This window comes from Oceanobacillus sojae, from assembly GCF_007991515.1.
In the GTDB taxonomy this organism is placed as follows: Bacteria; Bacillota; Bacilli; order Bacillales; family Amphibacillaceae; genus Oceanobacillus; species Oceanobacillus sojae.
The window spans coordinates 14728-39584 of the sequence record NZ_BJYM01000020.1 but is presented as its reverse complement, the minus strand read 5'-3'; the positions used below and the strand labels follow the sequence as shown (position 1 = coordinate 39584).

The following is a 24857-nucleotide window of genomic DNA, read 5'->3' as shown; positions in this document are numbered from 1 at the left end:
CTATTTTATTACCTCCTTTTTTCCAGGGGTCTGCAGCTGTGTCATTTTTCCATATAAACTTTCTAAACGGGTAAACTCTTTCTTATCATAAAAAGAGCATTTGTTTTCACCAAATAACTTGGCCACTTCAATAACAAACCTGACAGCCTGTTCTACATCTACTAAATGCGTAGCGCCGGTTCCACATCCTGCTACAGCTGTTTCTGTTGTGATTGCTACTCCAACTACCGGACTGGATGTAGCTACTGACGGCTGAAGAATACTATTTACATGATAGACTCCATTACCATATGGTGTAATGTCCTGCATAGTAATTGGCATAGTTACTGGCAGAATTCCGGAAGACTGAGTGTAAATATGTAACAAATCATCACTTACTTTTAAAATATAACCTTCCTTTATAGTAGGTGTCAGAGCAAATCCCCGGTGATTTGTAATCATATTGCCTTTCGTTGTATCTATAGAAAGAATTCCATCCATTTCTTTTGTAACTTCATGCTTGTTCATTGTTAAAATATCCACCGGTGAATTCATAAATGGAACTGGATCGTGAGGCAATGTCGGTGCTGTTGGGCAAATGTGTGTAGTTAAAATAATATCTCCATTTAAAGTATCACCCTTATTTTGCATATCAAGCAATTTAGCAGCTGCGGAAATACAGGAAAGTGCACCATCTCCATCGGAAACAAACCCCTTTAATTCGGGACGTGCTCCAATTCCTCCAAGCCTGCCAATAATCCCTAAGGTCGGTGCGTCTCCTCCTTTTGATTTACCATTTTCTCCTGGAATCGTTATTTTAACAAAATCAGTAGAGCCTTCATCCCCTTCTACTGTTTTTACTTCAACCTGGCTATTGCTGTTTACTCCCCATAAAAAGTTTTTTACATCTTCCCCTGTAACATGTAGACTATCCATTAATTCATAAACTTCCATAACATATTTTAATGACATTCCATTTCCTCCTCTTTTTTCTTTATTGGTATATCTGACAATGGATTATTTTCCAATTCTAATAAATGGCAGGATGATTGATGCCCATTCCCAACGTCCATTAATTCCGGAGATTTCACTTTACAAACGTCCATTGCAAATGGACATCTTTCATGAAAATGACACCCAGATGGCGGATTAATCGGGCTTGGAACAGAGCCTTTCAAAATAATTCTTTCTTTTATTTCATTGGGACTCTCTTTTGGAATTGAGGATAAAAGAGCCCTTGTATAAGGATGCTTGGAATCCTCATAAATTTCTTTATAAGTCCCCATCTCAACAATTTTTCCTAAATACATGACTGCAATCCGGTCACACACATAACGAACTACATTAAGATCATGTGAAATAAAAATATAAGTTAGGTTAAAATCCTTTTGTAATTTCTTTAACAGATTAATAACCTGTGCCTGGACGGATACATCTAACGCTGAAACCGGCTCATCGCAAATAATGACATCCGGGTTAAGTGCCAGAGCCCGGGCGATATTTATTCTTTGCCTTTGTCCTCCTGAAAACTCATGCGGATACCTCCCTGAATGAGAACCTCTCAGCCCGACAACTTCTAATAATTCTTTCACACGTTCTTTACGGGAAGTTTTATTCCCAATCTTATGAATAACCAGCGGCTCAGCAATTAATTCCCCAACAGTTTTTCTTGGATCTAACGAAGCAAATGGATCTTGGAATACCATCTGAATTGTTTTTCTGAAAACTCTTAATTTCTCTTTATTCATATTCACCAGATTTTCTCCATTTAACTCTACCGTACCTTCTGTTGGAGCAATCAACTGATTCACCAATCTGGCCATTGTTGATTTTCCACATCCAGATTCACCAACAACCCCAAGCGTTTCTCCAGGGAATACGTCAAAGCTGACACCATCTACAGCTTTGACACTTTGATCTGATTTTTTAAAAGGTATTGGGCTATCAAGATAAAAGTGTTTTTTTAAATTTCTAACTTTTAATATTGCTTCTGTCATGCACCTTCCCCTCCTTTCTATCTAACCGGTGTTCCTTCGTCTGAAAATGACAGGCAGTAAAATGGCCTTCCGCTGCTTCTATCATTTCAGGGGTCTTCTTCAGGCATATTTCCTCTGCAAAAGGACACCTTGCTGCGAAAGGACATCCAGTAATATCTAAGCTTAAATCTGGAGGGCTCCCTGGAATGGCATTTAATTCTTCCTCACTGGATACACTTTCTGTAATCTGCGAATCTAATAATCCCCATGTATAGGGATGCAATGGATTATCATATATTTCTTGAACTGTTCCAGATTCAACTACATTACCTGCATACATAACAAGCATCTTGTCGCAGGTTTCCCAAATCACCCCAAGATCATGTGTAATCATGACAATAGAAGTATCAATAGAATGTTGTAAATCCTTCATTAAATTTAAAATTTGTGCCTGCACCGTTACATCTAGTGCAGTTGTAGGTTCATCGGCTATTAATAGCTTGGGATTACAGGCTAAAGCTATAGCAATCATTACCCGCTGCCGCATTCCTCCTGAGAATTCATGCGGGTACATACTGAATCTTTTTCTCGCTTCAGGTATGCCGACTAATTCAAGCATATGGATTGCTTTTTCTTTTGCTTCTTTCTTATTTAGATGCTGATGCGTTTTTATCGATTCTACAATTTGATTCCCAATTGTATAAACTGGGTTCAAGCTTGTAGAAGGGTCCTGGAAAATCATCGAAATCTCATTCCCGCGTATCTTTCTCATTTCCTTATCAGATAATCTCAGCAGATCCTTATCTTCAAAAACAATCCTCCCGCCTGTTATTTTTCCTGGAGGATTTGGAATCAGCCGCAGCAATGAAGTGGCTGTTACGCTTTTTCCAGAACCGGACTCACCCACTATTCCAATATTTTCTTTTCTATTTAATGAAAAACTGACTCCGTTCACAGCCTTTGTTGTCGATGAGCCTGAACGAAACTGAACCTCTAAGTTTTCCACTGTTAGCAGCGTATCTGACATTCAAGTACCCTCCTTTAGTTATACTTTCATTTTTGGATCCAGCGCATCACGTAAACCATCTCCAAACAAATTAATACTAAGGACTGTTATTAAAATGGAAAGCCCTGAAAAAGTTGCCATGTTAGGGTTTAATACAAGAAAATCTTTTCCATCCTTCAATATACTTCCCCATGAAGCAGTCGGCGGCTGCACACCAAGACCCAAAAAGCTTAGGGCGGCCTCAGAAATAATTGCACCAGCTACGCTCATCGTTGCGTAAACAATAATTGGAGCAAGGCTGTTTGGTAATACATGCTGGAAAATAATTCTTCTGTGTTTAGCACCTAATGACCGGGTGACTTCTATAAATTCGGATTCTTTTACTCCCAGCACCTGACCACGCACTACCCTTGCAAACCCTGGAATATTAGCAATCCCGATTGCTAATATGACATTAAAGAGACCTTGTCCCAAAACTGTCATTAACGTAATAGCAAGCAATATAAAAGGAAAAGCAAATAACCCATCCATAAATCGCATAATAATAGAGTCTAATTTTCCGCCAAAATATCCGGCAACAACTCCTAATAATGATCCAAATACTGCCCCAAATAAAACTGCAGCAATGCCAACAATCAAAGAAATCCTCGAACCATAAACTATTCTGCTGAATATATCTCTCCCAAAGTTATCCGTTCCTAATAGATAGCCCTGCTCTCCCACACCAAGCAGTGATTTCGTTACATCCATTGAATTTGGATCATGTGTGGCTATTAATGGTGCAAATATCGCAGTAATGGTTAGTAGAAAAATGATGATTAATCCAAATGCAGCAAGTCTATTTTTAATGAGTTTTCTAAATAAAGATTGTTCTTTTTTCCTTTTATCCTCCATTGTTTTAACAATCTCTTCTTCAGCTTGTATTGAAGTCATTATTTTGTCCCTCCTTTGTTCGTAGAGTAGCTAATTTTCGGATTGACAACTTTATACAAGATATCTACAACTAAATTAACCATTACAAAAATTAAAGCGATAAATAATACGGTGCTTTGTACTACTACAAAATCTCTTTTTTCAATGGCATCCATGATTAAAAGTCCCATTCCCGGCCAGCTGAATATTGTCTCAGTCAATACAGCCCCGCCAAGCAAAGAGGAAATTTGCAGGCCTAATACTGTCAATAGCGGGTTAAATGCATTCTTAAATGCATGCTTAGAAATGACAATAAATTCACTGATTCCTTTCGAACGTGCCGTTTTAATATAATCCTGTGTAATTACCTCCAGCATGCTTGACCGTGTTATCCGCGCAAATGTCGCAGTCGGTATTGTAGCCAGTGTGATACTTGGCAGAATTAAATGCTTCAGATAGCTGATAAACCCGTCGTCCATTGACCCCATCCCAGTTGCAGGAAACCAGCCTAAATTAACACTGAAGTACAGAACAAGCATGACTCCCAGCCAAAAAATCGGCATGGATACTCCGATTAAAGAAATAGTAGTAATGGAATAATCGATGAGAGAATTTTGCTTTGAAGCAGAAATTATTCCAGCCGGAACACCTATCATAAATGCAATGATTAATGCACTTACTGCTAAAACAACTGTATTCGGGAAACGATTGATAATTAAATCAGTAATTGGCTGATTATAAGATAGTGAAACTCCAAAATCTCCTTGCAATAAATTACCAATGTACTGCAGAAATTGAATATGGATTGGTTCATTTAATCCTAGAGCTTCTGTTAACGCCTCTACATCTTCTCTGCTCGCCTGCGGTCCGAGCATAACGGAAGCCGGGTCTCCAGGAATCATTCTGGTAATCAAAAATACGATAATGGCAACAATAAATAATGTTGGTATCATATTTATCAGTCTGCTGAAAATGTACTTTCCCAATTTTACCCCTCCAATTTTATTCATTATGTGAATCAATGGTTTGATATATGAATTAGAAAATAGTTTAGCACTTGAAAATATATTTGTAAATACAAACTTATTAAATTAATTATTCTAATTAGAATTTACAAAAAACTCTTTACATTACATTCATAGTTGTGCTAGATTTATTATTAATTCTTTATTCGAATTGCTGATTCACATTATGAATCAAATAAACCAAAAAGGAGAGAAAAAATGAAATTACTCAATTTAAAGTCGTGGCTTTTAGTCTTTGGGTTTATATGTATCCTTTTTACTTTAGGAGCTTGTTCCTCTAATGGAGAAGCAGACTCTTCAGGAAATGGCAGTGCAGAAGATGAGTCAGGAGAACCGACGGATGGTGGAACCTTGAACATCGGGCTTTCTTCCAATCCTAATACATTAGACCCTGTACGCTATACAGGTGTTTATGAATCTCAAATTATGAGATCAATTGGAGATACACTTATCGTTTATAATAAAGATTTTAGTGATTTTGAACCATCTATCGCTACAGAATGGGAAACCTCAGAAGATTTGAAATCGTACACCTTCAAATTAAGAGATGATGTCTATTTTCAGCCGGGAGAGTATCAGGATGGCAGGCAGATGACTGCTGAAGATGTGAAGTATAGTCTTGAACGCTCAGCAAATGAATCGGTTATGAACAGGCTGACTGGTGTAGAAAGCGTAGAAGTAACTGATGAATTTGAAGTAACTATACATCTGACAGAACCAAATGCAGCATTACTGGCTATGTTAACAGATAAAGGAAATATTATTGTGCCAGAAGAAGAAGTGGAAGGCTGGGGAGAACAGTTTGGGTCTCATTTAGTGGGCACTGGACCATTCCAGCTGAAAGATTGGCAAACAGATCAGAAGGTTGAACTGGAAAGGCATGACAATTATTGGGGAGAAAAACCACACCTTGATAGTGTTGCTTATACCATTATTTCAGATCCTAACATGATGACAAATGCACTGCGGTCAGGCGATATTGATCTTGCTACGGATATTAAAGGGCAGAGCAGAGAAGTTATTGAACAGGATCCTGAACTCGAATTGCTTTCAGAGCCAGGCTTGTCGATTACTTATCTCGACCTTAATAACCAGAAAGGGCCAACTGCCGATCCAAAAGTCCGCGAAGCCATCTACAAGGCTACCAATGTAGAAGAACTTGTTTCCGGCGCCAATCAATATGGAGGAGCTTCTGTTTCCTACGCACCTATCCCGCAAGAATCATGGGGGTACACCGAGGATCTGGAGCAATACAAACCAGAATATAATCCGGAAGAAGCAAAAGAAATTTTATCTGAAACCGAATATGCAGATGGATTTGATACAGAAATCTATGTTGGCGAAGCTCGTGTTCCAACCGCTACTATTTTCCAAAACCAAATGAAAGAAAATTTAAATATAGATGTAGAGGTCAAAGTAGTAGAATGGGGAACACTCAGTGACACTGTTTCCAAAAATAACGCCCCTATGTCTATTGGCGGGTGGTCATGGTATCCCGACCCATACTTCTTTCTAAATCAGCTGTTCCATTCTGATCAAATCGGCTCGTTAGGTAACGGCCGAGGATATTCTAATGAAGAAGTAGATGCGTTATTAGATCAAGCTCTTACAGAAAGTGTCGATCAAGAAGAAAGAGCTGCGCTTTACCAAGAAGCAATTAAAATTATAATGGGTGATTACTCCCGGATTGAAATTGACAATCAAGACTCAACAGCAGCTATCAGTCCAAAGGTGAAAGGCTTTGAAATATCTGCTGACATGTCCATTAACGTAGTAAGTCCGAATGGAGCAAATGTCTGGCTGGACGAATAATTTTCAAGAATAAAATTACAAAAGAAAGAAAAGTAGAGCCTATTTCTCTGCTTTTCTTTCTTATAGTGTGTGTTCAAAAAGGCTGATAAATAGGACCAAGAATTTCAAGGCGATGATCTTTTTACGAACGGAGCGTATGCTTTATAATACGTGAGTATCGGAAAAAGATCATCAACGAAGAAATTCGCCGTGTCATCTTTATTAGACTTTTTGAACATCCTCTTGTATAAAACTTTGAAAGCAGGTGTAAAAATGACAGAAACTGCTATTACAAATATCAATACATATTCTTCTGAATCCGGCAGTTTTTCCAAAAAGAACATTCTCATAAAAGATGAGAAAATTAATGCCATTTTACCGGCAAACCATATTCCAGAGCATATTTCTGTTATTAATGGCTCTGATTTATTTCTGACTCCCGGTTTTATTGATACTTGTTCGCAAATTGGATTGAAAGAAAAAGGAATTCGCTGGGAAGGCGACGACGGCATGGAACCAGACGAAACAAAAAGTGAAAAGCTGCATGTCTTGGATGGTATTTATCCATTTGATAAAGCCTTTCATGATGCTGTTTCTTCAGGTGTCACAGCTGCTCATATTGTTTCATCGGCCGAGAGTATTGTCGGAGCACGTACTGCAGTCATTCATACCCATGGCCATACCGTTGAAGATATGGCTCTCCATAAAAATCTGGGGTATTCCTATTCCATGGGAGATCTCCCCAAGAAGACATTTTGGGAAAGAACGGGTACTCCCCTAACCCGCATGGGGATTGCCCATAAAATCCGGCGATCTTTAAATGATTTACAAAAAGAAAAGAACCTTAAAGAGCAGCTCTTATTTATTCGCTGTCATCGCGCAGATGATATTGCGACTGCTTATAGAATTGCAGAAGAATTTGGCATAGATTTTGTATTTGTCCATGCTACAGAATATAGAAAATTAAAAAAACCAATATTAAATTACCCTAAAGCAATTGTTGCAGGTCCTTATTTTCAGCCAATAGAAAGAGCGGAACTAAAAAACCTGGACCCTGCCGACTGCTTTTTCTTCCATAAACAAGCAATAAATTATACATTTTCTACAGACCATCCGACTAATTCTGTAACCCATCTGCAATTAGAAGGCTCTCTTGCAGTAAAAAATGGTGTTCCAGAACACCAGGTATTAAATGCTTTAACAAAAGATGCTGCTAAACTATTAAATGTCGATCACAAAACCGGTGATATTCAAGAAGGCTTATTTGCTGACCTTGTTCTATGGAATGGCCACCCCCTAAGTCTAACTTCAAAAGCAGTTCGTACGTTTATAAAAGGAAAAGAAGTTTATCGGGAGGCGGAAAAAAATGCTTCATATATTTAAAAATGCAACAATTTATACAATGGATGAAAAGAATACCATATTAGAGCACGCAGATTTATGGATTAAGAATGAAAAAATTATTAAAGTTGGAGTGAACACAGACATCCCTGAAGAAGCACAGGTAAGAGACCTGGATGGCCTTCTCATTACTCCTGGATTAATTGATATTCATACGCATGTTGGAATTTGGGGAGAAATTAATGAACGAGTCAATGATGCCAATGAATATTCTGAGCCTTATACTCCCATGATGTCTGCGGTAGATGGCATTGATATACATCATTTTTCATTTGACCTGGCAAGAAAAGGAGGCGTAACCACAGTTCAAACTGGCGCCGGCAGTGCTAATCCAATTGGCGGCGTATGGACCATTTTAAAAACAGGCGGAGATTATCTGGAGGAGATGTTGATTACAAGGAAAAGCGGGCTTAAAGGTGCACTTGGAGAAAATCCAAAAAATACATTTGGTCAAAATTATCATAAAAAGCCGTATACCAGAATGTCGATTGCCAATATAATACGTGATGGATTTGAAAAAGCAAGTCAACTGACAAACGAAGAAAAGGAAGAAGCATTGAATAATTATTCAGAGCTGTCACCATTTATAGAAGTACTTGATCATAAAATGCCATTACATTTACATGCTCACCGTGCCGATGATATCGCTACAGCAATTCGAATAGCTAAAGAATTTAATATTCAATTATCATTGGAGCATTGCACTGAGGGACATTTCATGTTGGAAGCAATTAAAAAAAGCGGTGCCAAAGTTACATTAGGCCCATTTATGCTGCCTTCAACAAAATATGAAACCAGAAACTCTACTCCCGCAGCTCCCAGACTATTTTATGAAGCAGGAATACCTTTTGCAATTATGACAGATCACCCATTTATTCCGATTAATTATTTAGTTATCTGTGCTGCTGAAGCAGTAAAATATGGTTTAGATGAAACAGCTGCATTAAGAAGCATCACGATCGAAGCAGCAAAGTTAACCGGAATAGCACATCGCGTTGGCTCACTGGAGGAACAAAAAGATGCAGATTTTGTTATATGGTCCCACCATCCTTTCCATACCTGCGCCAATGTTTTGGAAACATACGTAAATGGTAAAAACTATTACACTAAGGAGACGGAAAAATCATGCATCCAACCATAGGCGTTATTACTGTCGGACAAACACCAAGAGTGGATATGATACCGGCGATGCAACATATTTTCCCTGATAATACAGCTATCGTGGAAAGAGGTGTACTTGATTATAAAACAGAGCAGGAAATATTAAATTTATCTCCGAATGAAAATCAGACTGTTCTAGTTTCTCGTTTATCGAATGGAGATAAAGCAGTTATTGCCAAGGAAAAAATACTTCCTTTTATACAAGATTTAATTTCTGAATTAAACCTGTCAGGTACAACAATGATATTATTGGCTTGTACCGGACAATTTCCTAAGTTCACCAGTAACGTTCCTTTAATCTATCCAGATTATCTGTTAAATCATGTGGTGAAAGGAGTCATTCAAGAGGAAACACTCGGAGTGATTGTCCCCCTTCCTGAACAAAAAGATTCCATCATTAAAAAATGGGAAACAATAGGATTAACTGCTATTCCAAAAGCATGCTCTCCATATAATTTTAATAAGTCAGAGTTAATTAAAGTGGCAAGTGAATTGGAAAAACTGCCAATAAAAGCAATTGTGCTGGACTGTATGGGCTATACGGAAGAAATGAAATCCATTGTTCAAGAAAATACCAGTAAGATGGTGTTTTTAGCAAGAAACGTTATCTATCAAAATATGGCTGAATTAACTTCATTTCAAAACGAATGAATAGATATAGGGTTAGCAGGAGGGTTTCCCTCCTCTCCTACTAATTCATTACATACTTTTTGCATGGGCGCTTGTGCATAATATAACAGAGCATCACCAATTGCTCCTCACTGATATGAATTAAGTTTATGAGCACAGCTCAATATTCTATTAATCCCCCGCCTGCCATATGACAACCTGCCTTTCAAATATAACCAATTACTTTTCCTTAATAAAATCCGTTAAAGAATCTATTACCGTCAAACCTTTCACTTCCTCATCATGACCATGTGGCTGAATATAAACAGCATCCATGCCCAGTGACAATGCCGGAGCAATTTCATTAATAAAATTATCTCCGACCGATACCGCCTCAACCGGTTCAATTTTATACTGTTCAATCAGGTGTTCCATCAGTTTTTTTGTATATGCAGGCTTTTTCGCCGAGGTAATAATATGGTCAAAAACATTCGTTAAATCAAGCTCATTCAATAAACGTGTTACATCCTCCCGATCACTGTTCGTCATCAATACAATTTGTGTTTTTTCTTTTAATTGCAATAAATAAGTACGCAGGCCTTGCAGTTTTTCTATTGTAAAATCATCTGACACGATGAATTCCTTTGTTGCCAAATAACTGCTGTAGTGTTCTTTTACACCATAATGCTTGGCACTGGCAAAAGGCAGCCACCAGCCATCTCCAATAGCAACTAAATGATTGAAATCAAATTGCTGTGGTCCAGGGTAGAACTCTCGTGTCTCTGTCTCAGACAATTTTTCACCACTCCAGCGATATGCTGCGGAAACCTCAAAGGCTAAAGAATCTATTGTTAAAATCAAATCCCGTGCAACATCGTATATCTTCCCGATAGAAACAAGATGCTTTCCTGCCTTCATCGCTTCATATTCCTGTAAATATTCGTCTCGAAGTGCAGGTGTAACTTTTTCTTGCAGGAGCTTTGCATAATAGTCAAAATGCTCCGTTCCTTCATATAACGTTCCATCTAAATCGAAGATAACCAGCTTATAATCTTCCAACATTACATTCGCCCCCCATCCCTTTTATCATAGCATATATTCTGTGTTCAACAGAGGGAAAGTGAGTCTTTAAATTACAAATAATTCCGTATCTTGATAAAATTCCTCAAAATTCGGTAGATTTCTTTTATCATAATCACTTATAATAAATATGAAACAAAATAAATTATTTCACCGGGAGGGAAATAGATTGTTCAAAAAAGGAATATTCTTATTTTTCACATTAATAATGGTATTTATGCTGGCAGCATGCGGCTCTGATTCAGGAGATGGGGACGACACGCTCATCTTAGGGTTTGTTCCATCTACAGATTCTGATAAAATCGCAGACAATATCGAGCCGATGGTAGAACGTCTGGAGGAAGAGCTTGATCGTGATGTGGAAGGACGTGTAATGACTAATTTCAGCGGACTCGTGGAAGCTTTAGGCAATGATCAGGTTCATATTGGTTTTATTCCCGCTTTTGGCTATGTTCAGGCAACTGACCGCTATGATCAAGTTGAAGTTTTCGCAAAATCAATCCGTGACGGAGAATCTTCTTATCGTGCTCAATACACTGTCCGTGCTGATTCAGGTATTGAGAGTTTAGAAGATTTAGAAGGAACAATCTGGGCATTTGCTGATCAAGGATCTACATCCGCATACTTATTCCCGGCGGCACAGCTAATGGACGACTATGGTGTAGAAGATTTAGAATCATACTTCAGTAATCAAATTCAGACCGGTTCGCATGATGCAGCATTAGTTACTGTCCTTGAAGGTGATGCAGACTTTGCAACAACATTTGAAGATGCACGTACAAACATTGTCGAGGATTATCCAGAAGCAATGGACGAGCTCGTGCAGCTGGATTTCACCGAGCGTATTCCTAATGATACAATCAGCGCAAATACAAATCTGTTAAGTGAAGAAGAAATTGCACAGATAAAAGAAATCTTTCTGGGCTTCAATGATGATGAAGAAATGATTAACGTAATGGATGAAGTGTACAACTGGACTGGTCTTGATGAAGCAACAGATGAAGAATATGATATTGTCCGTGATGTTTATAAAAAATTCCAAGATCAGTTTGACGAGTAAACAGTACCTTAATAATCAAGAGGATTGCCGGATACTCTTATGATTCTAAGAGGAAGAGATTATCTTTCTCTTAGAGTCTTATTGAAAAAAAGGAGGCACTTCATCTTCATAGACTCCTGATAACCCTTAAATAAAAAGGAGATTTCCATCATGATAGAATTTAAAGATGTTTCCCTTGTTTATCCAAATGGAACGCAAGGTTTAAAAAATATCAATCTTCAAATCAATCCTGGAGAATTCGTTGTTGTTGTCGGATTATCCGGTGCCGGAAAATCAACATTGATCCGCAGTATAAATCGTCTGGTTAAGCCAACTGGCGGCGATCTGCTGATTGATAATGAGAATATTTTAAATTACGGGTCCCGTGAGCTTCGTAAATTGCGGACAAAGGTCGGTATGATTTTTCAAAATTATAATCTTGTAAAACGCTCCTCGGTAATGAAAAATGTTATTTCCGGCCGCTTAGGTCATACAGGGACGCTAAGGAGTATGTTTAACCTGTATCCAAAAGAAGACCTGGCTTTGGCATATCGCAGTTTAGAACGCGTGAATATAGCTGACAAACTGTATCAGCGTTCTGATCAATTAAGCGGCGGCCAACAGCAGAGAGTAGCCATTGCGCGCGTACTTACACAGCAGCCCAATATCATTCTGGCGGATGAACCGGTTGCATCCCTTGACCCGCCAACGTCCCATCAGGTAATGACCTATTTGCGGAAAGTAAATAAAGAAGACAATATTACTACCATCGTCAACCTGCATTTTATTGACATGGCAATGGAATATGCAGATCGTATTATCGGAATGAGAGCAGGTGAAGTTGTTTATGACGGGCCTGTCAGTGATGTGAATGAGGCAACATTCGAAGAGATTTACGGAAGAAAAATTCGTGATGAGGACCGAGTAGGAGGTTCTGAGGATGAGTAAAACAAATCAGCCAACATTGCAGGGCATATCATCCAATAAAACGAAATTACGGATATCTGCTATTTTCATTATCATTGTTGGTTTTTATCTGTTTACTTCAATAAAAACGGAATCTTCTCTTCTTGATTTATGGAACGGAAAAAATGGTTTTATTAATATTGCCCAAAGCCTTTTTCCTCCACATTGGAGTTATGCATCAACTGTGATGCCACAGCTGATTGAAACCTTACATATGGCAATCATTGCAACCACAGTCGCTGCACTGATCAGTATTCCTATCAGCCTATTATCGGCTGCTAACCTTTTTCCAAATCCATTTATTCATCAGCCGGTTCGTTTTATTATGAACGTGTTACGTACAATACCAGATATATTACTTGCACTGATCTTTGTAGGTATCTTTGGCGTTGGCGTTTTTCCGGGTATTATGGCATTAATCATTTTCTCTTTAGGTTTACTAGCTAAATTATTGTACGAAACTATTGAATCCATTGATATGAATCCGATTGAGGCAATACGTGCTTCCGGTGGAAATACACTGCAGGTTATTACGTATGCGGTCATGCCACAGGTACTCCCTCAATTTGTTTCGTTTGGACTGTATGTATTTGAAGTAAATGTCCGCGCGTCTCTTGTTCTCGGTTTTGTAGGAGCCGGAGGTATCGGTCTTCTGTTAAATCAGCAGGTAAGCTGGGCCAACTATCCAAACGTAATGACAATTATTATTATTATCTTTATATCCGTTGTGATTATTGATTACATTAGTAACAAAATAAGGGAGCGACTAATATGACAGAATTTACGCTACCTCCTAAACCGAAGAAAACACCTTGGCAAAAGATGAGACCATATATTATTGGAATTATTCTTCTTGCCATCTATATCTGGACGTTTACAAGTATTGAAATCCGCTGGAGCCGTGTTTTCAGTCAGCATACAATTGAAAGCTTAACACGTGTTATACCTCAATTGTTCTCTCCCGACTGGTCAGCCTTCGGGAAAGTAATGGGGCTTATGTGGGAAACATTGCTGATGGCTTATACAGGTACTTTGATGGCAGCAATTTTAGCTATTCCTTTTGGCTTCTTTGCTGCACGTAATATGGTGAGAAATAAATTCTTAAACACTGCCTCAAAATGGGCATTGAATGCAATCCGTGCTTTCCCAGAGCTTGTTTTAGCTTTAATGTTCGTAGCGGCTGTAGGTCCGAGACCCTTCGCCGGGGTTATTGCCATCGCAATCGGATCCATCGGGATGCTGGGCAAGCTTTATAGTGAAGTTATTGAGTCCATTGATATGAATGTAGTTGAAGCATTAGAGGCAAACGGAGCGAATAAGCTCCAGGTACTTGTGTATGGAATTATTCCACAGATTATTCCGGAATTCTTATCCTATGCAATTTATCGGTTTGAAATTGACGTCCGCGCTTCCACCATTTTAGGTATCATCGGAGCCGGCGGTATTGGAACACTCATTACCATTGCAACAACAAACCGGAATTGGTCCGAGGTTGGATTGATTTTACTGGTTATTATTGTTGTAGTTACGTTGATTGATATTATCAGTGCGCAGATCAGGAAGCGGCTGGTTTAGTTTCAAATAGTGCTATAAAAAATAAGATTTCATGTTAAGTTTTGGTCTTACATGGAATCTTATTTTACTTTTTTAATCACTCCGTTTAGCGCAACCTTAGAACCGGCATAATGTACTAATGGGGCCTCTCCTATAGCATTCTCCGGTAAAAATAAAGATTGTTTTTCTATATTTACCTCAGCATTTCTTATTTTCCATCGATCATGCTTAATATCTCCACGATATAACCTGCCTTTTTTATAAGACCAGAAAATATACCGCTCCAACAGCCAATAATCAAGACTCTGTTTTTCAGGATAGAAAGCAGCTCCTGCTGGAAAATACCTTGCCTCAAATTCAGCAGACAGCTCTCCTTTACGGGCACTGTATATATGATATGTGTTTGCAAATTTCCTCATAACCATATCTGCATGAAGAAAAGGAGCGTTTATTATCCTTCCTCCCAAAGCAGCAGATAATTTATTTGTATCCATTGTAAAAAAATAAACACCTATTTCTCCTTTTCTCTTTATATAAGTTCTTACATTTATTTGCAGCATTGGATATGTATAAGGAACTCTTAAAAAAAAACGAAACTGGTTCCTGCTAACTGTAAAAGAGACAATACTGATCCATGCCTGTCCATTATATGTATCCAGCTCTACTTCTCTTGGAAGGTAGGTTTTTATTGTTTCAGGTGATATTGGATAGTGAAGAAACAAGATATGCTCCCATTTTTGGAGTAGAATCCAAGGGAAAGAACTATCAGATTCTGTTTTTTGTTTTATTTTTTTTAATATCATATCGAATTATCCTTGCCAGTTTTTTTTATTATTTAGGACTTATTTATTTTCAGTATCCCACGTTCATTAAAGTTCTAAAACAAGCTGTGTAATTATCTTAGTTAAAAATATATCGATTGACCGCTTTATTATAAATATTTACACACCACAAAAATAGTGACTTCCCACTTCAAAGTGGAAAGTCACTATTTGTCATTTTGACTATTCTTCTCCCAACCTTTTTCGTTATAATTTTTTATACGTATTAACTACATTTTCAACAGTATAACCATATCTTTCAATAACCTCATTTCCAGGTGCAGATGCGCCGAATGAATCAATACTCATAACAATTCCACTATCCCCGACGTATTCTCTCCAGCCAAGCTTAGAGCCCATTTCAACAGATACTCGTTTTTTTATATTTTTTGGTAGAACACTCTCTTTATAAGCTTCCGGCTGTTTTTCAAAACGGTCCCAGCTCGGCATACTTACAACATTGACAAATGTACCTTGTTTTTCTAATTCTCTTTGAGCTTCTACAGCTAAATTGACTTCTGAGCCGGCAGCAATTAGAATTCCTTCTGGTTCTTGAACTGCTTTAGAAATCACATAAGCCCCTTTTTCAACACCTTCTTTGGCAAGCTCCGCTGAATCCTTTAATGTAGGCAAACCCTGTCTGCCAAGAACAAGCATTGTTGGTTGAGAAGTATTTTCTACAGCCAGCTTCCACGCCTCTTTCGTTTCATTTGCATCAGCCGGACGGATGACAGACAATCCCGGCATTGCCCGGAAGGATGCTAAATGCTCGATTGGCTGGTGGGTTGGACCATCCTGTCCTACAGCAACGGAATCATGTGTGAATACATACGTAACTGGCAGCTCCATTAAAGAAGCTAAACGGATTGCCGGACGCAGATAGTCCGAAAATACAAAGAATGTGCTGACAAATGGACGTAAATGATGAAGTGCTAAGCCATTGGCAATCGCCCCCATTGCAAACTCCCGGACACCAAAACGGAGATTTCTTCCTTGATATTGACCTCTTTTAAAATCAGCTTCATTCGTTAACCTTGTTTTCGTAGAGGAATCCAGATCTGCAGAACCGCCTATAAACTCAGGAAGTTTCTGTGCTAATTTATTCAATGTGTCCCCTGATGCCACTCGTGTTGCAAGTATGTCTTCTGAAGAATATGCTGGAAGTTCTGTATCCCAGCCATCAGCCAGCTCACCGTCAATAATTCGTTTTAATTGCTCTGCAAGTTCAGGATAATCTGCTTTATAGGCTTCAAACTGTTTATGCCAATTCTCTTCAGCAGCCTTTCCATTCTCTTTAATAGACGCAAAATCCTCATACACTTCTTCTGGTACATGAAAAGGTTCATATTGCCATCCATATACTTCTTTCGTACGTTCAATTTCCTCTTTTCCTAATGGATCACTATGCGCATGATGGGTTCCCTGTAAGCTTGGAGAGCCGTAGCCAATGGTTGTTTTTATTTCAATCACAGTTGGACGCTCTTGATCTTGTTTTGCCTCTTCAATTGCTTTTGAAATTGCTTCTGTATCATTGCCAGCTTCTACTTTTAAATATTGCCAGCGGGCTGCTTCAAAGCGTTTTTGAATATGGTCGCTAAAGGAAATATCTAAGTCACCATCTAAACTGATATCATTAGAATCATAGAGAACAATAAGCTTATCCAGCTGAAGGTGACCTGCAAGAGAGATAGCTTCATAGGAAACGCCTTCCATTAGATCACCGTCACCACAAATTGTATACGTATAATGATCTACCATTTTAAAGTTTGGTCTATTATAAACCTCAGCCAAATGTTTTTCTGCAATGGCCATCCCCACACTTACTGGTATGCCTTGACCTAATGGACCTGTAGTTGCCTCTACTCCGGGAGTGATTCCGTATTCTGGATGCCCTGGTGTTTTACTTCCCCACTGTCTTGTCTGCTTTAAATCGTCAATGGTAACAGGATAACCGGACAAATGTAATAAATTATAAAGAAGATTGGACCCATGCCCTGCTGAGAGTACAAAGCGATCTCTATTAAACCAGCTTGGATTTTCAGGATTAATCGTTAAATGCTTTTTCCATAAAGCATAAGCCATTGCCGCTGCTCCCATCGGCATTCCTGCATGACCATGCTGCGCTTTTTCTACACTGTCAATGGTTAGTGTGCGAATCGTGTTAATGGATAATTCAGAAATAGTGTAATCCTTTGTAGTCATAAAAATCTGCCTCCAATATAAGATAAGATTCGTTTATTGATATAGCAGAACAAGTGCATACAATTACTGCTCACTTATATGCACTTGTTCTTTGTCGTCTTTTCTGTTTAACCAACCTTTGATTCTTCTGATTGATTATTATTTTTCTTTTTTCCTGGAACTATCATCAGAAGAATAATCACTGCTAAGCTAATCGTAATAGCAATCGGACCTGCATAGTTTGCCAGGCTTCCAAAGAAGAGACCTGATACACCAAAGTCAGCATCAGAGAAGGTTGTATTGGCAAACCCTAAATCTCCAAGTACCGGCATTAAGAAAACTGGTAAGAAGGAAATGATAATTCCGTTTACAAATGCACCGGCAACTGATCCTTTAAACCCGCCGGTAGCATTACCAAACACCCCAGCTGCTGCTCCGGTAAAAAAGTGAGGAACGACGCCCGGAAGAATAATTACTCCTCCTAAAAAAATCATGGCTACCATACTTGCAATACCACCAAGAAAACTGGAGAAAAAGCCAATTAATACGGCATTCGGTGCATAAGTGAAAATAATAGGAACATCCAATGCCGGTTTGGCGTTTGGAACCAGTTTTGTAGAGATACCTTTAAATGCTGGTACAATTTCAGCAAGTACAAGACGTACCCCAGAAAGAATGACAAATACCCCTGCAGCAAATGTCCCCGCTTGAATTAATGAAAATACCAGAAAGTTTGTACCTCCGCTTAATTCCGCTTCAATAAATGTCGGACCGGCAAAGAAAGCAACAATTAAATACATTACTATCATCGTTAAAGCAATACTTACTGTGCTATCCCGTAAAAACCCTAAACCATTTGGAAATTTAATATTCTCGGTAGACGTTTCTTTACTTCCTTTAAATAGTTTTCCGACTAATCCGCTTGCTGCATAGCCAACAGCGCTGAAATGACCCAACGCAACATTATCGTTTCCTGTTAATTGACGCATAAAAGGCTGCAAGATTGCTGGAGATAATGTCATTACAATACCCAAAGCAACTGATCCTGCCGCAATTAATCCGAATGTATTAAAACCGGCAACTGCCATAATAACAGCCAGCATACAAGCTAAATAAAGCGTGTGGTGTCCTGTTAAGAAGATATATTTATATCTGGTAAAACGGGCAATTAATATATTAACAATCATCCCAAAAAACATAATCAGGGCTGTTGTTGTGCCATAATCCGTTAAAGCTAAGGCAACTACTGCTTCATTATTCGGCACGACACCAGATACATTAAAAGCCTCTTCAAACATCGATCCAAATGGTGTTAGAGATCCAGATAGAATGCCTGCACCAGCTGCAATAACAAGGAAACCGACAAAAGTTTTTGTTGTTCCCTTAACGGTATCCGCAATACCTTTCTTCTGAGCAATTAAACCAATTAAAGCGATTAAAGCGACAAGTATCGCCGGTTCACTTAAAATATCAATCATTGTACTCACATGGAAAACCTCCCTTTTCAGTTAAGTGACTGTTTATAGATAACCTTTTTCACGTACCAATTTCTCTACCTTTTCACGCAGCTCATCCATATCAATAATACTTTCCATGACGATAACTTCACCTAAATGACTTCCACCGTCAGCAATATCCTTCGCTAAGAAAAAGACATTTGCATCACCTGGAGTTGCAGAACTCAAATCTGAATGTGCCACCTCTATCCCCGTCACGCCTAATTCTTGTAAAATTTGATTAATATTCATTTCTACCATAAAACTCGTACCTAACCCTGATCCACACACTGTTAAAATTTTCATAACACCTTTTCCCCCTCTTGAATAGTTAATATCATTTCGTCTATTGAATCTGTTTCTTTCAAACGATTAAGGAAAGAAGCATTTCCTAATATTTTGGTTAATTGGGCCAAAGCTTTTAAATGTGCTTCATTATCCACTGCTGCTAAGCAAATGATTAAATCAATCTGGTGCTCCTCTTTTCCTAATAATGCGGCTGGTCTTTTTAATTTAAGCATTGACATGCCTAACTTATTTACACCATTCTCAGGTCTTGCATGGGGGATACCTACACCCTTTCCAACGTGGATATAAGTTCCCAATTCTTTCACATTATTAATCATGGCTTCTACATATGATTCTTGAATATTATTTTGGTCAAGTAATGGAATAGAAGCTTTACGGATTGCTTCTTCCCATTCCAGATGCTCTTCTGTGATTTGAATCATATCTTTTGTCAATAACTCGGATAACATAGGTTTATACACCTCTTTTTGATTACTTGTTGCGTAAAATAATTGAACGAGACTTCCATAAAGTTTTTCTTCATTGGTGACTGTTGCATTATTTTTGATGACAGTCATAATCTCATCAATCATCAAATGCTTTGAATGGCTCGATAAATTAGGAAAATGTTTATAAACGGATTGCAGCAAATGCTTCTTCTCCACCTGAGTCATCAACGGCTTCACTACAAATGTCGGCTTGGAAGATTCTACCGGTATGGTTGAAAATACTAAATCATAGTTTTGCACAGATATATCAGCAAATTGATCTCCATTAAACACCTCTGAAAAATATATTTCTGGAAATAATTCTTTCAGTTGAGAAGCGAGCATCATGGATGAACTGATTCCATTTGCACAAACAATTAATCCCGTAACCCGTCCAATTTCCATTGTATTTTGACGATCAATAATACTGCCAAAATGCATGGTGAAGAATCCAATTTCATTCTCACTTATTTCTTTTCCTGTCCAGCTCTCCAGTGGTAATAAGGAGCGTTTTACAAATTGGAACAGCTCAGCATACTCCGATTGGATAGTTGTTGATAAAGAATTATGAAAAGGAATTTCAAATAAAATTCGGAAGTAGGCAGGAACTAAGTGATTAAATAAACTTTCTTTCAAAAGCTGTTTATTCTTCACAGGAAGCAGTGTATTTTTTTCAAACTCCTCAATAATCTCCTCTGATAATGTTAGTAGCTCAGGGGTATCCACCCGCTGAATATGTTCTATTGCTGTTAATAATAAAATCGTTACAAGATATACTTCTTGTACTGCCCTCGCCTCTCCATACAACTGCTCAGAAAGAGAACCTGCTAAAGGAAGTAATGATTGTTTTGTCAGCAATTCCTTCTCTTCCTCCGAAAAGAATAGTTCTTCTTTTCCACCTGCCTGAAAAAATGTAAAATAATAAATCAATTCTATTTTTCTTGTTTTAACTAATTGCACCCCATGCTCTGCAAGCCATCTTTGCATGATGTCCCTTGTCTGTTTTAGAGACTCCTCCTGATTCCATGCTCTGAGAATATAAATGATAAATTCCTCTCCCATGGATTGGCCTAACAATTGATGGATACATGAAATAACACTTCTTCGTTTCTCCATCTCACTTCCTTCAATACAGTATCCTTCATTTCGGCTGTACCTGAAGATTAGACCCTTATTCTGACAACTCTTTTTTAACCTTCGTACATCACTTAGAGCGGTGTTTTTACTTACTTTAAACAGAGATTGTAAGTGAAAATTAGATACAGGCTCTTTCTTGATATAAACGTAAAGATAAATCATATAAATTCGATTATCCTCTGAAAAGTTATATTGTCCTATGCTCCTGTCAGAATGTAATTTTTTCCTTAAAACCTCTTTCGCTTCTGCCGAAATCCGAAAGTATCGATGACTGATTTCTAACTTTGGAATATTAAAACCTTCCAATATTCCATTCACCTTCTCAAAGTCATACATCAGCTGTCGATCGGATAATTTTAACTGCTGCATCAGCTCCAGCTTCGTAATCTGTTCATGGTTCATTATTTCTTCAACTAGTCGAATTGAGCGCTGATCTAACATGTTACTCTCACCTCTCACTATAATTATAAAACGCTTACAACATTGTCACAACAACGTTTAGGCACAACTTATGTTGGAATAGATTACATAGATTGTGCTTTCCTTTTCTTGTTAAAATTGTATTTTGATTAGCAGGCATGCCAGATATAATTGTACACTTATATTTTCAGGAGAGCCTCTTAGCACTTGCAAAATATGGATAGTATTAATTGAGTAAACTATTCGGTTATCATTATGTATTTTTGAAGGATACAGGATATGCCCCCACTTTAAGTAAATTTTATTTAAATTCTTACCTCTGCTATTTAAGAGTTAGGAACAACCCATTTAATCACTGACTCTCTGAACATTTTTTAGCAAACTAATAATCATAGACAGTCTAAAGTTAATAATTTTTATTTATTTGATCCAATAGTATTTATTTGATAAATAGTGTAAGATAGATAGTATATGGAAGGTAATTGTCGAATAACAAATGAAATATGTCTATTAGTAAAAGTTGAGGTAAATCACCTCAAAAATTTTTACAATCGAATTAGGTATATGTAATCATAAGAGAACGTACGTTCATGGTATTATCTTATTAGTAATTAGAAATATTTTCTGTTATATAGATGTTAATTATCATGCTATGTAATCGTTCGGTTTATAATTTATTAATTAGAACGAGGAGAGTTTAAATGTTAGATACTATTATAATTCATCACGTTTCTGCAGGTATGGAAACTGGTAATATTGGTAAGTGCACTTTAAATTCTTTATGTAGAAGCAATTACTAGACTTATAGCCTTCTCATAAAAATGAAGAAGAGTTTAATAGCCAGCAAGTAGTTTGGCTTTGATATAGATATAAAATTATAAGGGGTCGATTTTTTGAAGAAATTATTATTTTTATTAGTAGGTATGATGTTATTCTTAGCAGCTTGTAGTGATGACAGCAAAGATTCTTCAGCTGGAACTTCTACGGAAGATGGAGGTACAGCAGAAGCAAGTGCAGAAGAAGAAAACAATAGTGAGGAAAACGAAGAATCAGCAACAGAAGAAAATGATGAAAATACTGAATCTGAAGTTGGAGACGTTGTAACAAATGAAGGTGGAGAATCAACATTAGTCAGCAAAACAGATAATATTGGTACATTTGAATCTGGGCCAATTGAGTTGACTATTAATAAAGTTAATGGAGTTTCTATGGCTGTAAATGAAGATTATGTAGATGCTTTTGAAACAGATCAATTGGAATATATACAAGTTGATATGGAAGTGGAAAATACATCTGATGATAACGTAGATTTTTATGCTTCACAAGCTATTTTAACAACTTCCACAGGAGAACAATTAGAACCAGACTTTCTTATGAGTGATCATATTGATGGTGAGTTTTTCGGTAATGTTAATAAATCAGGCTCTTCCTATTATGTACTTGAGAATTCCAAAGCCGAAGATGTAGAATCAGTACGCTTAATCTTCAGTGGGACAAGTGATGAAAATTTCGAAACTATTGGTGAAGATATAGATGTTGAAATAGATTTAAACAAATAAGCATTATATTTTTTAATAGAGACTGGGACAAAACCTGGTAAAAAGAGTAGCATCTGCAAAAATAGGCAGACGCTGCTTTTTTCTTAAAATAGACAATACACAATAGCTACACTTACTAGATAAAGTTTAATTACCTACATCATAAATATATACACATGTTACAAAGAAAATAAAAAAAGGCGCTTCCGCAAAAGTGAAAACTTTATACGAAAACGCCCTTTCAGATATTTTTTTGAAATAAAATGTTACTTTTTTGTTACCTTTTTGCCTTTAGGCTTCATAAAAAGGATGTGAACACCTTATATATCAAGGGTTTAAGAATGACTTACATCATTCCGCCCATGCCACCCATTCCACCCATATCAGGCATTGCAGGTGCTCCGCCTTCTTCAGGCTTATCTGCTACTACAGCTTCAGTAGTCAGGAACATAGCTGCTACAGATGCTGCATTTTGAAGTGCAGAACGAGTTACTTTTGTTGGGTCAACAATACCAGCTTCAACCATATTTACCCACTCATCAGTAGCTGCATTGTAACCAATACCGACTTTTTCACCTTTTAGACGCTCTACAATAATAGAACCTTCTAATCCAGCATTATGAACGATTTGACGAACAGGCTCTTCTAAAGCACGTAATACGATACTTGCACCTGTTGCTTCATCGCCTTCAAGGTTAAGGTCACTTACTTTACCGTGGATATTTACAAGTGCTGTACCGCCTCCTGGTACCATTCCTTCTTCTACACCTGCACGGGTAGAGTTAAGCGCATCTTCAATACGAAGTTTACGTTCTTTTAATTCTGTTTCTGTAGCTGCACCAACTTTGATTACTGCTACACCGCCAGATAATTTAGCCAGGCGCTCCTGTAATTTTTCTTTATCGAAATCAGAAGTTGTTTCTTCAGCTTGTGCACGAATTTGTGCAACACGGCCGGAAATTGCTTCTGGATCGCCAGAACCTTCAACAATTGTAGTATCTTCTTTCGTTACAACAACTTTTGAAGCACGACCTAATTGTTCAATTGTTGCTGATTTAAGATCCAAACCAAGATCTTCTGTAATTACCTCTGCCCCTGTAAGAACAGCGATATCTTCAAGCATTGCTTTACGACGGTCACCGAATCCTGGAGCCTTAACAGCTACAGCGTTGAATGTACCGCGTAATTTGTTTACTACTAATGTAGCAAGTGCTTCGCCTTCTACATCTTCTGCAATCATAAGAAGCGGCTTACCCTGTTGAACAACTTGTTCTAATACTGGTAATACTTCCTGGATATTTCCAATTTTCTTATCAGTAATTAAGATATATGGATCTTCTAATACTGCTTCCATTTTATCCTGGTCAGTAACCATATAAGGAGAAGAGTATCCACGATCAAATTGCATACCTTCCACTACTTCAAGCTCTGTGTTGAAGCCTTTTGATTCTTCAATAGTGATAACACCGTCATTACCAACACGTTCCATCGCTTCAGCAATTAATTGTCCTACTTCATTATCGCCTGAAGATACAGCTGCAATTTGAGAAATAGCTTCTTTGCTTTCAATTGGCTGAGAAATATTTTTTAATTCTTCTACAGCTAACGCTACTGCTTTTTCAATACCGCGGCGGATTCCAACTGGATTAGCACCAGAAGTTACGTTTTTCAGTCCTTCACGGATCATTGCTTGAGCAAGTACTGTTGCAGTTGTTGTACCATCACCAGCAACATCATTTGTTTTAGATGCTACTTCAGATACAAGCTGTGCACCCATGTTTTCAAATGCATCTTCTAATTCAATTTCTTTTGCGATTGTTACACCGTCATTTGTAATTAGCGGTGAACCGAATTTTTTATCCAAAACCACGTTGCGGCCTTTTGGTCCTAATGTTACTTTTACTGCGTCTGCTAATGTATCAACACCACGCAGCATTGCACGGCGAGCGTCTTCACTAAATTTAATATCTTTAGCCATTAAAAATTCCT

General features: G+C 37.8%; 21 protein-coding genes. 9 read left to right on the top strand and 12 right to left on the bottom strand.

The window, feature by feature from the left end; translation table 11 throughout:
- From OSO01_RS19555 to OSO01_RS19535, 5 genes are read right to left on the bottom strand one after another with little or no spacing between them, the layout of a single operon-like run.
- The gene (locus OSO01_RS19555; RefSeq protein ID WP_147212163.1) at positions 1-951 is read right to left on the bottom strand and encodes a DUF1177 domain-containing protein; all 951 of its coding nucleotides are present in this window, start codon (positions 949-951) and stop codon (positions 1-3) included.
- Positions 942-1976 (bottom strand): ABC transporter ATP-binding protein, encoded by a 1035-nt coding sequence (locus OSO01_RS19550; RefSeq protein ID WP_147212162.1) that lies wholly within the window; start codon positions 1974-1976, stop codon positions 942-944. Before OSO01_RS19550 ends, OSO01_RS19555 begins: the two co-directional genes overlap by 10 nt.
- Positions 1951-2982: an ABC transporter ATP-binding protein gene (locus OSO01_RS19545; protein ID WP_147212161.1), complete on the bottom strand. Its 1032-nt coding sequence runs from the start codon at positions 2980-2982 to the stop codon at positions 1951-1953. The genes OSO01_RS19550 and OSO01_RS19545 overlap by 26 nt, the downstream gene beginning before the upstream one ends.
- A gap of 18 nt (positions 2983-3000) precedes the next feature.
- Positions 3001-3855 (bottom strand): ABC transporter permease, encoded by an 855-nt coding sequence (locus tag OSO01_RS19540; RefSeq protein ID WP_371863312.1) that lies wholly within the window; start codon positions 3853-3855, stop codon positions 3001-3003.
- A 38-nt stretch (positions 3856-3893) separates the two neighbouring features.
- Positions 3894-4859, bottom strand: a complete 966-nt coding sequence (locus OSO01_RS19535) for an ABC transporter permease (RefSeq protein WP_147212159.1) — start codon at positions 4857-4859, stop codon at positions 3894-3896.
- A 237-nt stretch (positions 4860-5096) separates the two neighbouring features.
- Between OSO01_RS19535 and OSO01_RS19530 the strand changes: the two genes are divergently transcribed.
- From OSO01_RS19530 to OSO01_RS19515, 4 genes are all read left to right on the top strand, one after another.
- A complete protein-coding gene (locus tag OSO01_RS19530; RefSeq protein ID WP_147212158.1) occupies positions 5097-6710 on the top strand; it encodes an ABC transporter substrate-binding protein in 1614 nt (537 codons plus the stop codon).
- Positions 6711-6962: 252 nt separating this feature from the next.
- On the top strand, positions 6963-8072 hold the full coding sequence (locus tag OSO01_RS19525; protein ID WP_147212157.1) for an amidohydrolase family protein: 1110 nt from the start codon (positions 6963-6965) through the stop codon (positions 8070-8072).
- Positions 8056-9231, top strand: a complete 1176-nt coding sequence (locus tag OSO01_RS19520) for an amidohydrolase family protein (RefSeq protein WP_147212156.1) — start codon at positions 8056-8058, stop codon at positions 9229-9231. Before OSO01_RS19525 ends, OSO01_RS19520 begins: the two co-directional genes overlap by 17 nt.
- Positions 9216-9902 (top strand): AroM family protein, encoded by a 687-nt coding sequence (locus OSO01_RS19515; protein WP_147212155.1) that lies wholly within the window; start codon positions 9216-9218, stop codon positions 9900-9902. Before OSO01_RS19520 ends, OSO01_RS19515 begins: the two co-directional genes overlap by 16 nt.
- Before the next feature lie 198 nt (positions 9903-10100).
- On the opposite strand, the gene OSO01_RS19510 is transcribed toward OSO01_RS19515, so the two are convergent.
- Positions 10101-10922 (bottom strand): HAD family hydrolase, encoded by an 822-nt coding sequence (locus tag OSO01_RS19510; protein WP_147212154.1) that lies wholly within the window; start codon positions 10920-10922, stop codon positions 10101-10103.
- A 148-nt stretch (positions 10923-11070) separates the two neighbouring features.
- Here OSO01_RS19510 and OSO01_RS19505 point away from each other — a divergent pair, with 148 nt between their 5' ends.
- The 4 genes from OSO01_RS19505 to phnE (OSO01_RS19490) all read left to right on the top strand — a co-directional run bounded on the left by OSO01_RS19505 (position 11071) and on the right by phnE (OSO01_RS19490) (position 14520).
- Complete coding sequence (locus OSO01_RS19505; RefSeq protein WP_147212153.1) at positions 11071-12000, top strand: phosphate/phosphite/phosphonate ABC transporter substrate-binding protein; 930 nt, start codon at positions 11071-11073, stop codon at positions 11998-12000.
- Positions 12001-12150: 150 nt separating this feature from the next.
- A complete protein-coding gene (phnC, locus tag OSO01_RS19500) occupies positions 12151-12927 on the top strand; it encodes a phosphonate ABC transporter ATP-binding protein (protein WP_147212152.1) in 777 nt (258 codons plus the stop codon).
- Positions 12920-13720 (top strand): phosphonate ABC transporter, permease protein PhnE, encoded by an 801-nt coding sequence (gene phnE / locus OSO01_RS19495; RefSeq protein WP_147212151.1) that lies wholly within the window; start codon positions 12920-12922, stop codon positions 13718-13720. The genes phnC and phnE (OSO01_RS19495) overlap by 8 nt, the downstream gene beginning before the upstream one ends.
- Positions 13717-14520, top strand: a complete 804-nt coding sequence (phnE, locus tag OSO01_RS19490; RefSeq protein ID WP_147212150.1) for a phosphonate ABC transporter, permease protein PhnE — start codon at positions 13717-13719, stop codon at positions 14518-14520. Before phnE (OSO01_RS19495) ends, phnE (OSO01_RS19490) begins: the two co-directional genes overlap by 4 nt.
- 59 nt (positions 14521-14579) lie before the next feature.
- On the opposite strand, the gene OSO01_RS19485 is transcribed toward phnE (OSO01_RS19490), so the two are convergent.
- The 5 genes from OSO01_RS19485 to OSO01_RS19465 all read right to left on the bottom strand — a co-directional run bounded on the left by OSO01_RS19485 (position 14580) and on the right by OSO01_RS19465 (position 21351).
- Positions 14580-15302, bottom strand: coding sequence for a YqjF family protein (locus OSO01_RS19485; protein WP_147212149.1), 723 nt, complete (start codon positions 15300-15302; stop codon positions 14580-14582).
- A gap of 225 nt (positions 15303-15527) precedes the next feature.
- Positions 15528-17522, bottom strand: coding sequence for a transketolase (gene tkt, locus OSO01_RS19480; RefSeq protein WP_147212148.1), 1995 nt, complete (start codon positions 17520-17522; stop codon positions 15528-15530).
- 107 nt (positions 17523-17629) lie between these two features.
- Positions 17630-18979, bottom strand: coding sequence for a PTS ascorbate transporter subunit IIC (ulaA, locus tag OSO01_RS19475; protein WP_147212206.1), 1350 nt, complete (start codon positions 18977-18979; stop codon positions 17630-17632).
- A gap of 42 nt (positions 18980-19021) precedes the next feature.
- Entirely contained in the window at positions 19022-19303 is a 282-nt protein-coding gene (locus OSO01_RS19470; RefSeq protein WP_147212147.1) for a PTS sugar transporter subunit IIB, read from the bottom strand.
- Positions 19300-21351, bottom strand: coding sequence for a BglG family transcription antiterminator (locus OSO01_RS19465; protein WP_147212146.1), 2052 nt, complete (start codon positions 21349-21351; stop codon positions 19300-19302). Before OSO01_RS19465 ends, OSO01_RS19470 begins: the two co-directional genes overlap by 4 nt.
- A gap of 872 nt (positions 21352-22223) precedes the next feature.
- On the opposite strand from OSO01_RS19465, the gene OSO01_RS19460 reads away from it, so the two are divergent.
- The gene (locus OSO01_RS19460; protein WP_147212145.1) at positions 22224-22889 is read left to right on the top strand and encodes a DUF4352 domain-containing protein; all 666 of its coding nucleotides are present in this window, start codon (positions 22224-22226) and stop codon (positions 22887-22889) included.
- A 325-nt stretch (positions 22890-23214) separates the two neighbouring features.
- Here the strand turns inward: OSO01_RS19460 and groL are convergent, their stop codons facing one another.
- Positions 23215-24846: a chaperonin GroEL gene (groL, locus tag OSO01_RS19455; RefSeq protein ID WP_147212144.1), complete on the bottom strand. Its 1632-nt coding sequence runs from the start codon at positions 24844-24846 to the stop codon at positions 23215-23217.
- Between the last annotated feature and the right edge of the window lie 11 nt (positions 24847-24857).

What these genes read in the sequence shown, in the direction of transcription:
- OSO01_RS19555 (WP_147212163.1), bottom strand. Translation starts at nt 951, where the DNA reads ATGTCATTAAAATATGTTATGGAAGTTTATGAATTAATGGATAGTCTA.
- OSO01_RS19515 (WP_147212155.1), top strand. Translation starts at nt 9,216, where the DNA reads ATGCATCCAACCATAGGCGTTATTACTGTCGGACAAACACCAAGAGTG.
- OSO01_RS19525 (WP_147212157.1), top strand. Translation starts at nt 6,963, where the DNA reads ATGACAGAAACTGCTATTACAAATATCAATACATATTCTTCTGAATCC.
- phnE (WP_147212150.1), top strand. Translation starts at nt 13,717, where the DNA reads ATGACAGAATTTACGCTACCTCCTAAACCGAAGAAAACACCTTGGCAA.
- groL (WP_147212144.1), bottom strand. Translation starts at nt 24,846, where the DNA reads ATGGCTAAAGATATTAAATTTAGTGAAGACGCTCGCCGTGCAATGCTG.
- tkt (WP_147212148.1), bottom strand. Translation starts at nt 17,522, where the DNA reads ATGACTACAAAGGATTACACTATTTCTGAATTATCCATTAACACGATT.
- OSO01_RS19465 (WP_147212146.1), bottom strand. Translation starts at nt 21,351, where the DNA reads ATGTTAGATCAGCGCTCAATTCGACTAGTTGAAGAAATAATGAACCAT.
- phnE (WP_147212151.1), top strand. Translation starts at nt 12,920, where the DNA reads ATGAGTAAAACAAATCAGCCAACATTGCAGGGCATATCATCCAATAAA.
- OSO01_RS19470 (WP_147212147.1), bottom strand. Translation starts at nt 19,303, where the DNA reads ATGAAAATTTTAACAGTGTGTGGATCAGGGTTAGGTACGAGTTTTATG.
- OSO01_RS19510 (WP_147212154.1), bottom strand. Translation starts at nt 10,922, where the DNA reads ATGTTGGAAGATTATAAGCTGGTTATCTTCGATTTAGATGGAACGTTA.
- ulaA (WP_147212206.1), bottom strand. Translation starts at nt 18,979, where the DNA reads ATGATTGATATTTTAAGTGAACCGGCGATACTTGTCGCTTTAATCGCT.
- OSO01_RS19540 (WP_371863312.1), bottom strand. Translation starts at nt 3,855, where the DNA reads ATGGAGGATAAAAGGAAAAAAGAACAATCTTTATTTAGAAAACTCATT.
- OSO01_RS19520 (WP_147212156.1), top strand. Translation starts at nt 8,056, where the DNA reads ATGCTTCATATATTTAAAAATGCAACAATTTATACAATGGATGAAAAG.
- OSO01_RS19485 (WP_147212149.1), bottom strand. Translation starts at nt 15,302, where the DNA reads ATGATATTAAAAAAAATAAAACAAAAAACAGAATCTGATAGTTCTTTC.
- OSO01_RS19545 (WP_147212161.1), bottom strand. Translation starts at nt 2,982, where the DNA reads ATGTCAGATACGCTGCTAACAGTGGAAAACTTAGAGGTTCAGTTTCGT.
- OSO01_RS19530 (WP_147212158.1), top strand. Translation starts at nt 5,097, where the DNA reads ATGAAATTACTCAATTTAAAGTCGTGGCTTTTAGTCTTTGGGTTTATA.
- phnC (WP_147212152.1), top strand. Translation starts at nt 12,151, where the DNA reads ATGATAGAATTTAAAGATGTTTCCCTTGTTTATCCAAATGGAACGCAA.
- OSO01_RS19550 (WP_147212162.1), bottom strand. Translation starts at nt 1,976, where the DNA reads ATGACAGAAGCAATATTAAAAGTTAGAAATTTAAAAAAACACTTTTAT.
- OSO01_RS19505 (WP_147212153.1), top strand. Translation starts at nt 11,071, where the DNA reads ATGAAACAAAATAAATTATTTCACCGGGAGGGAAATAGATTGTTCAAA.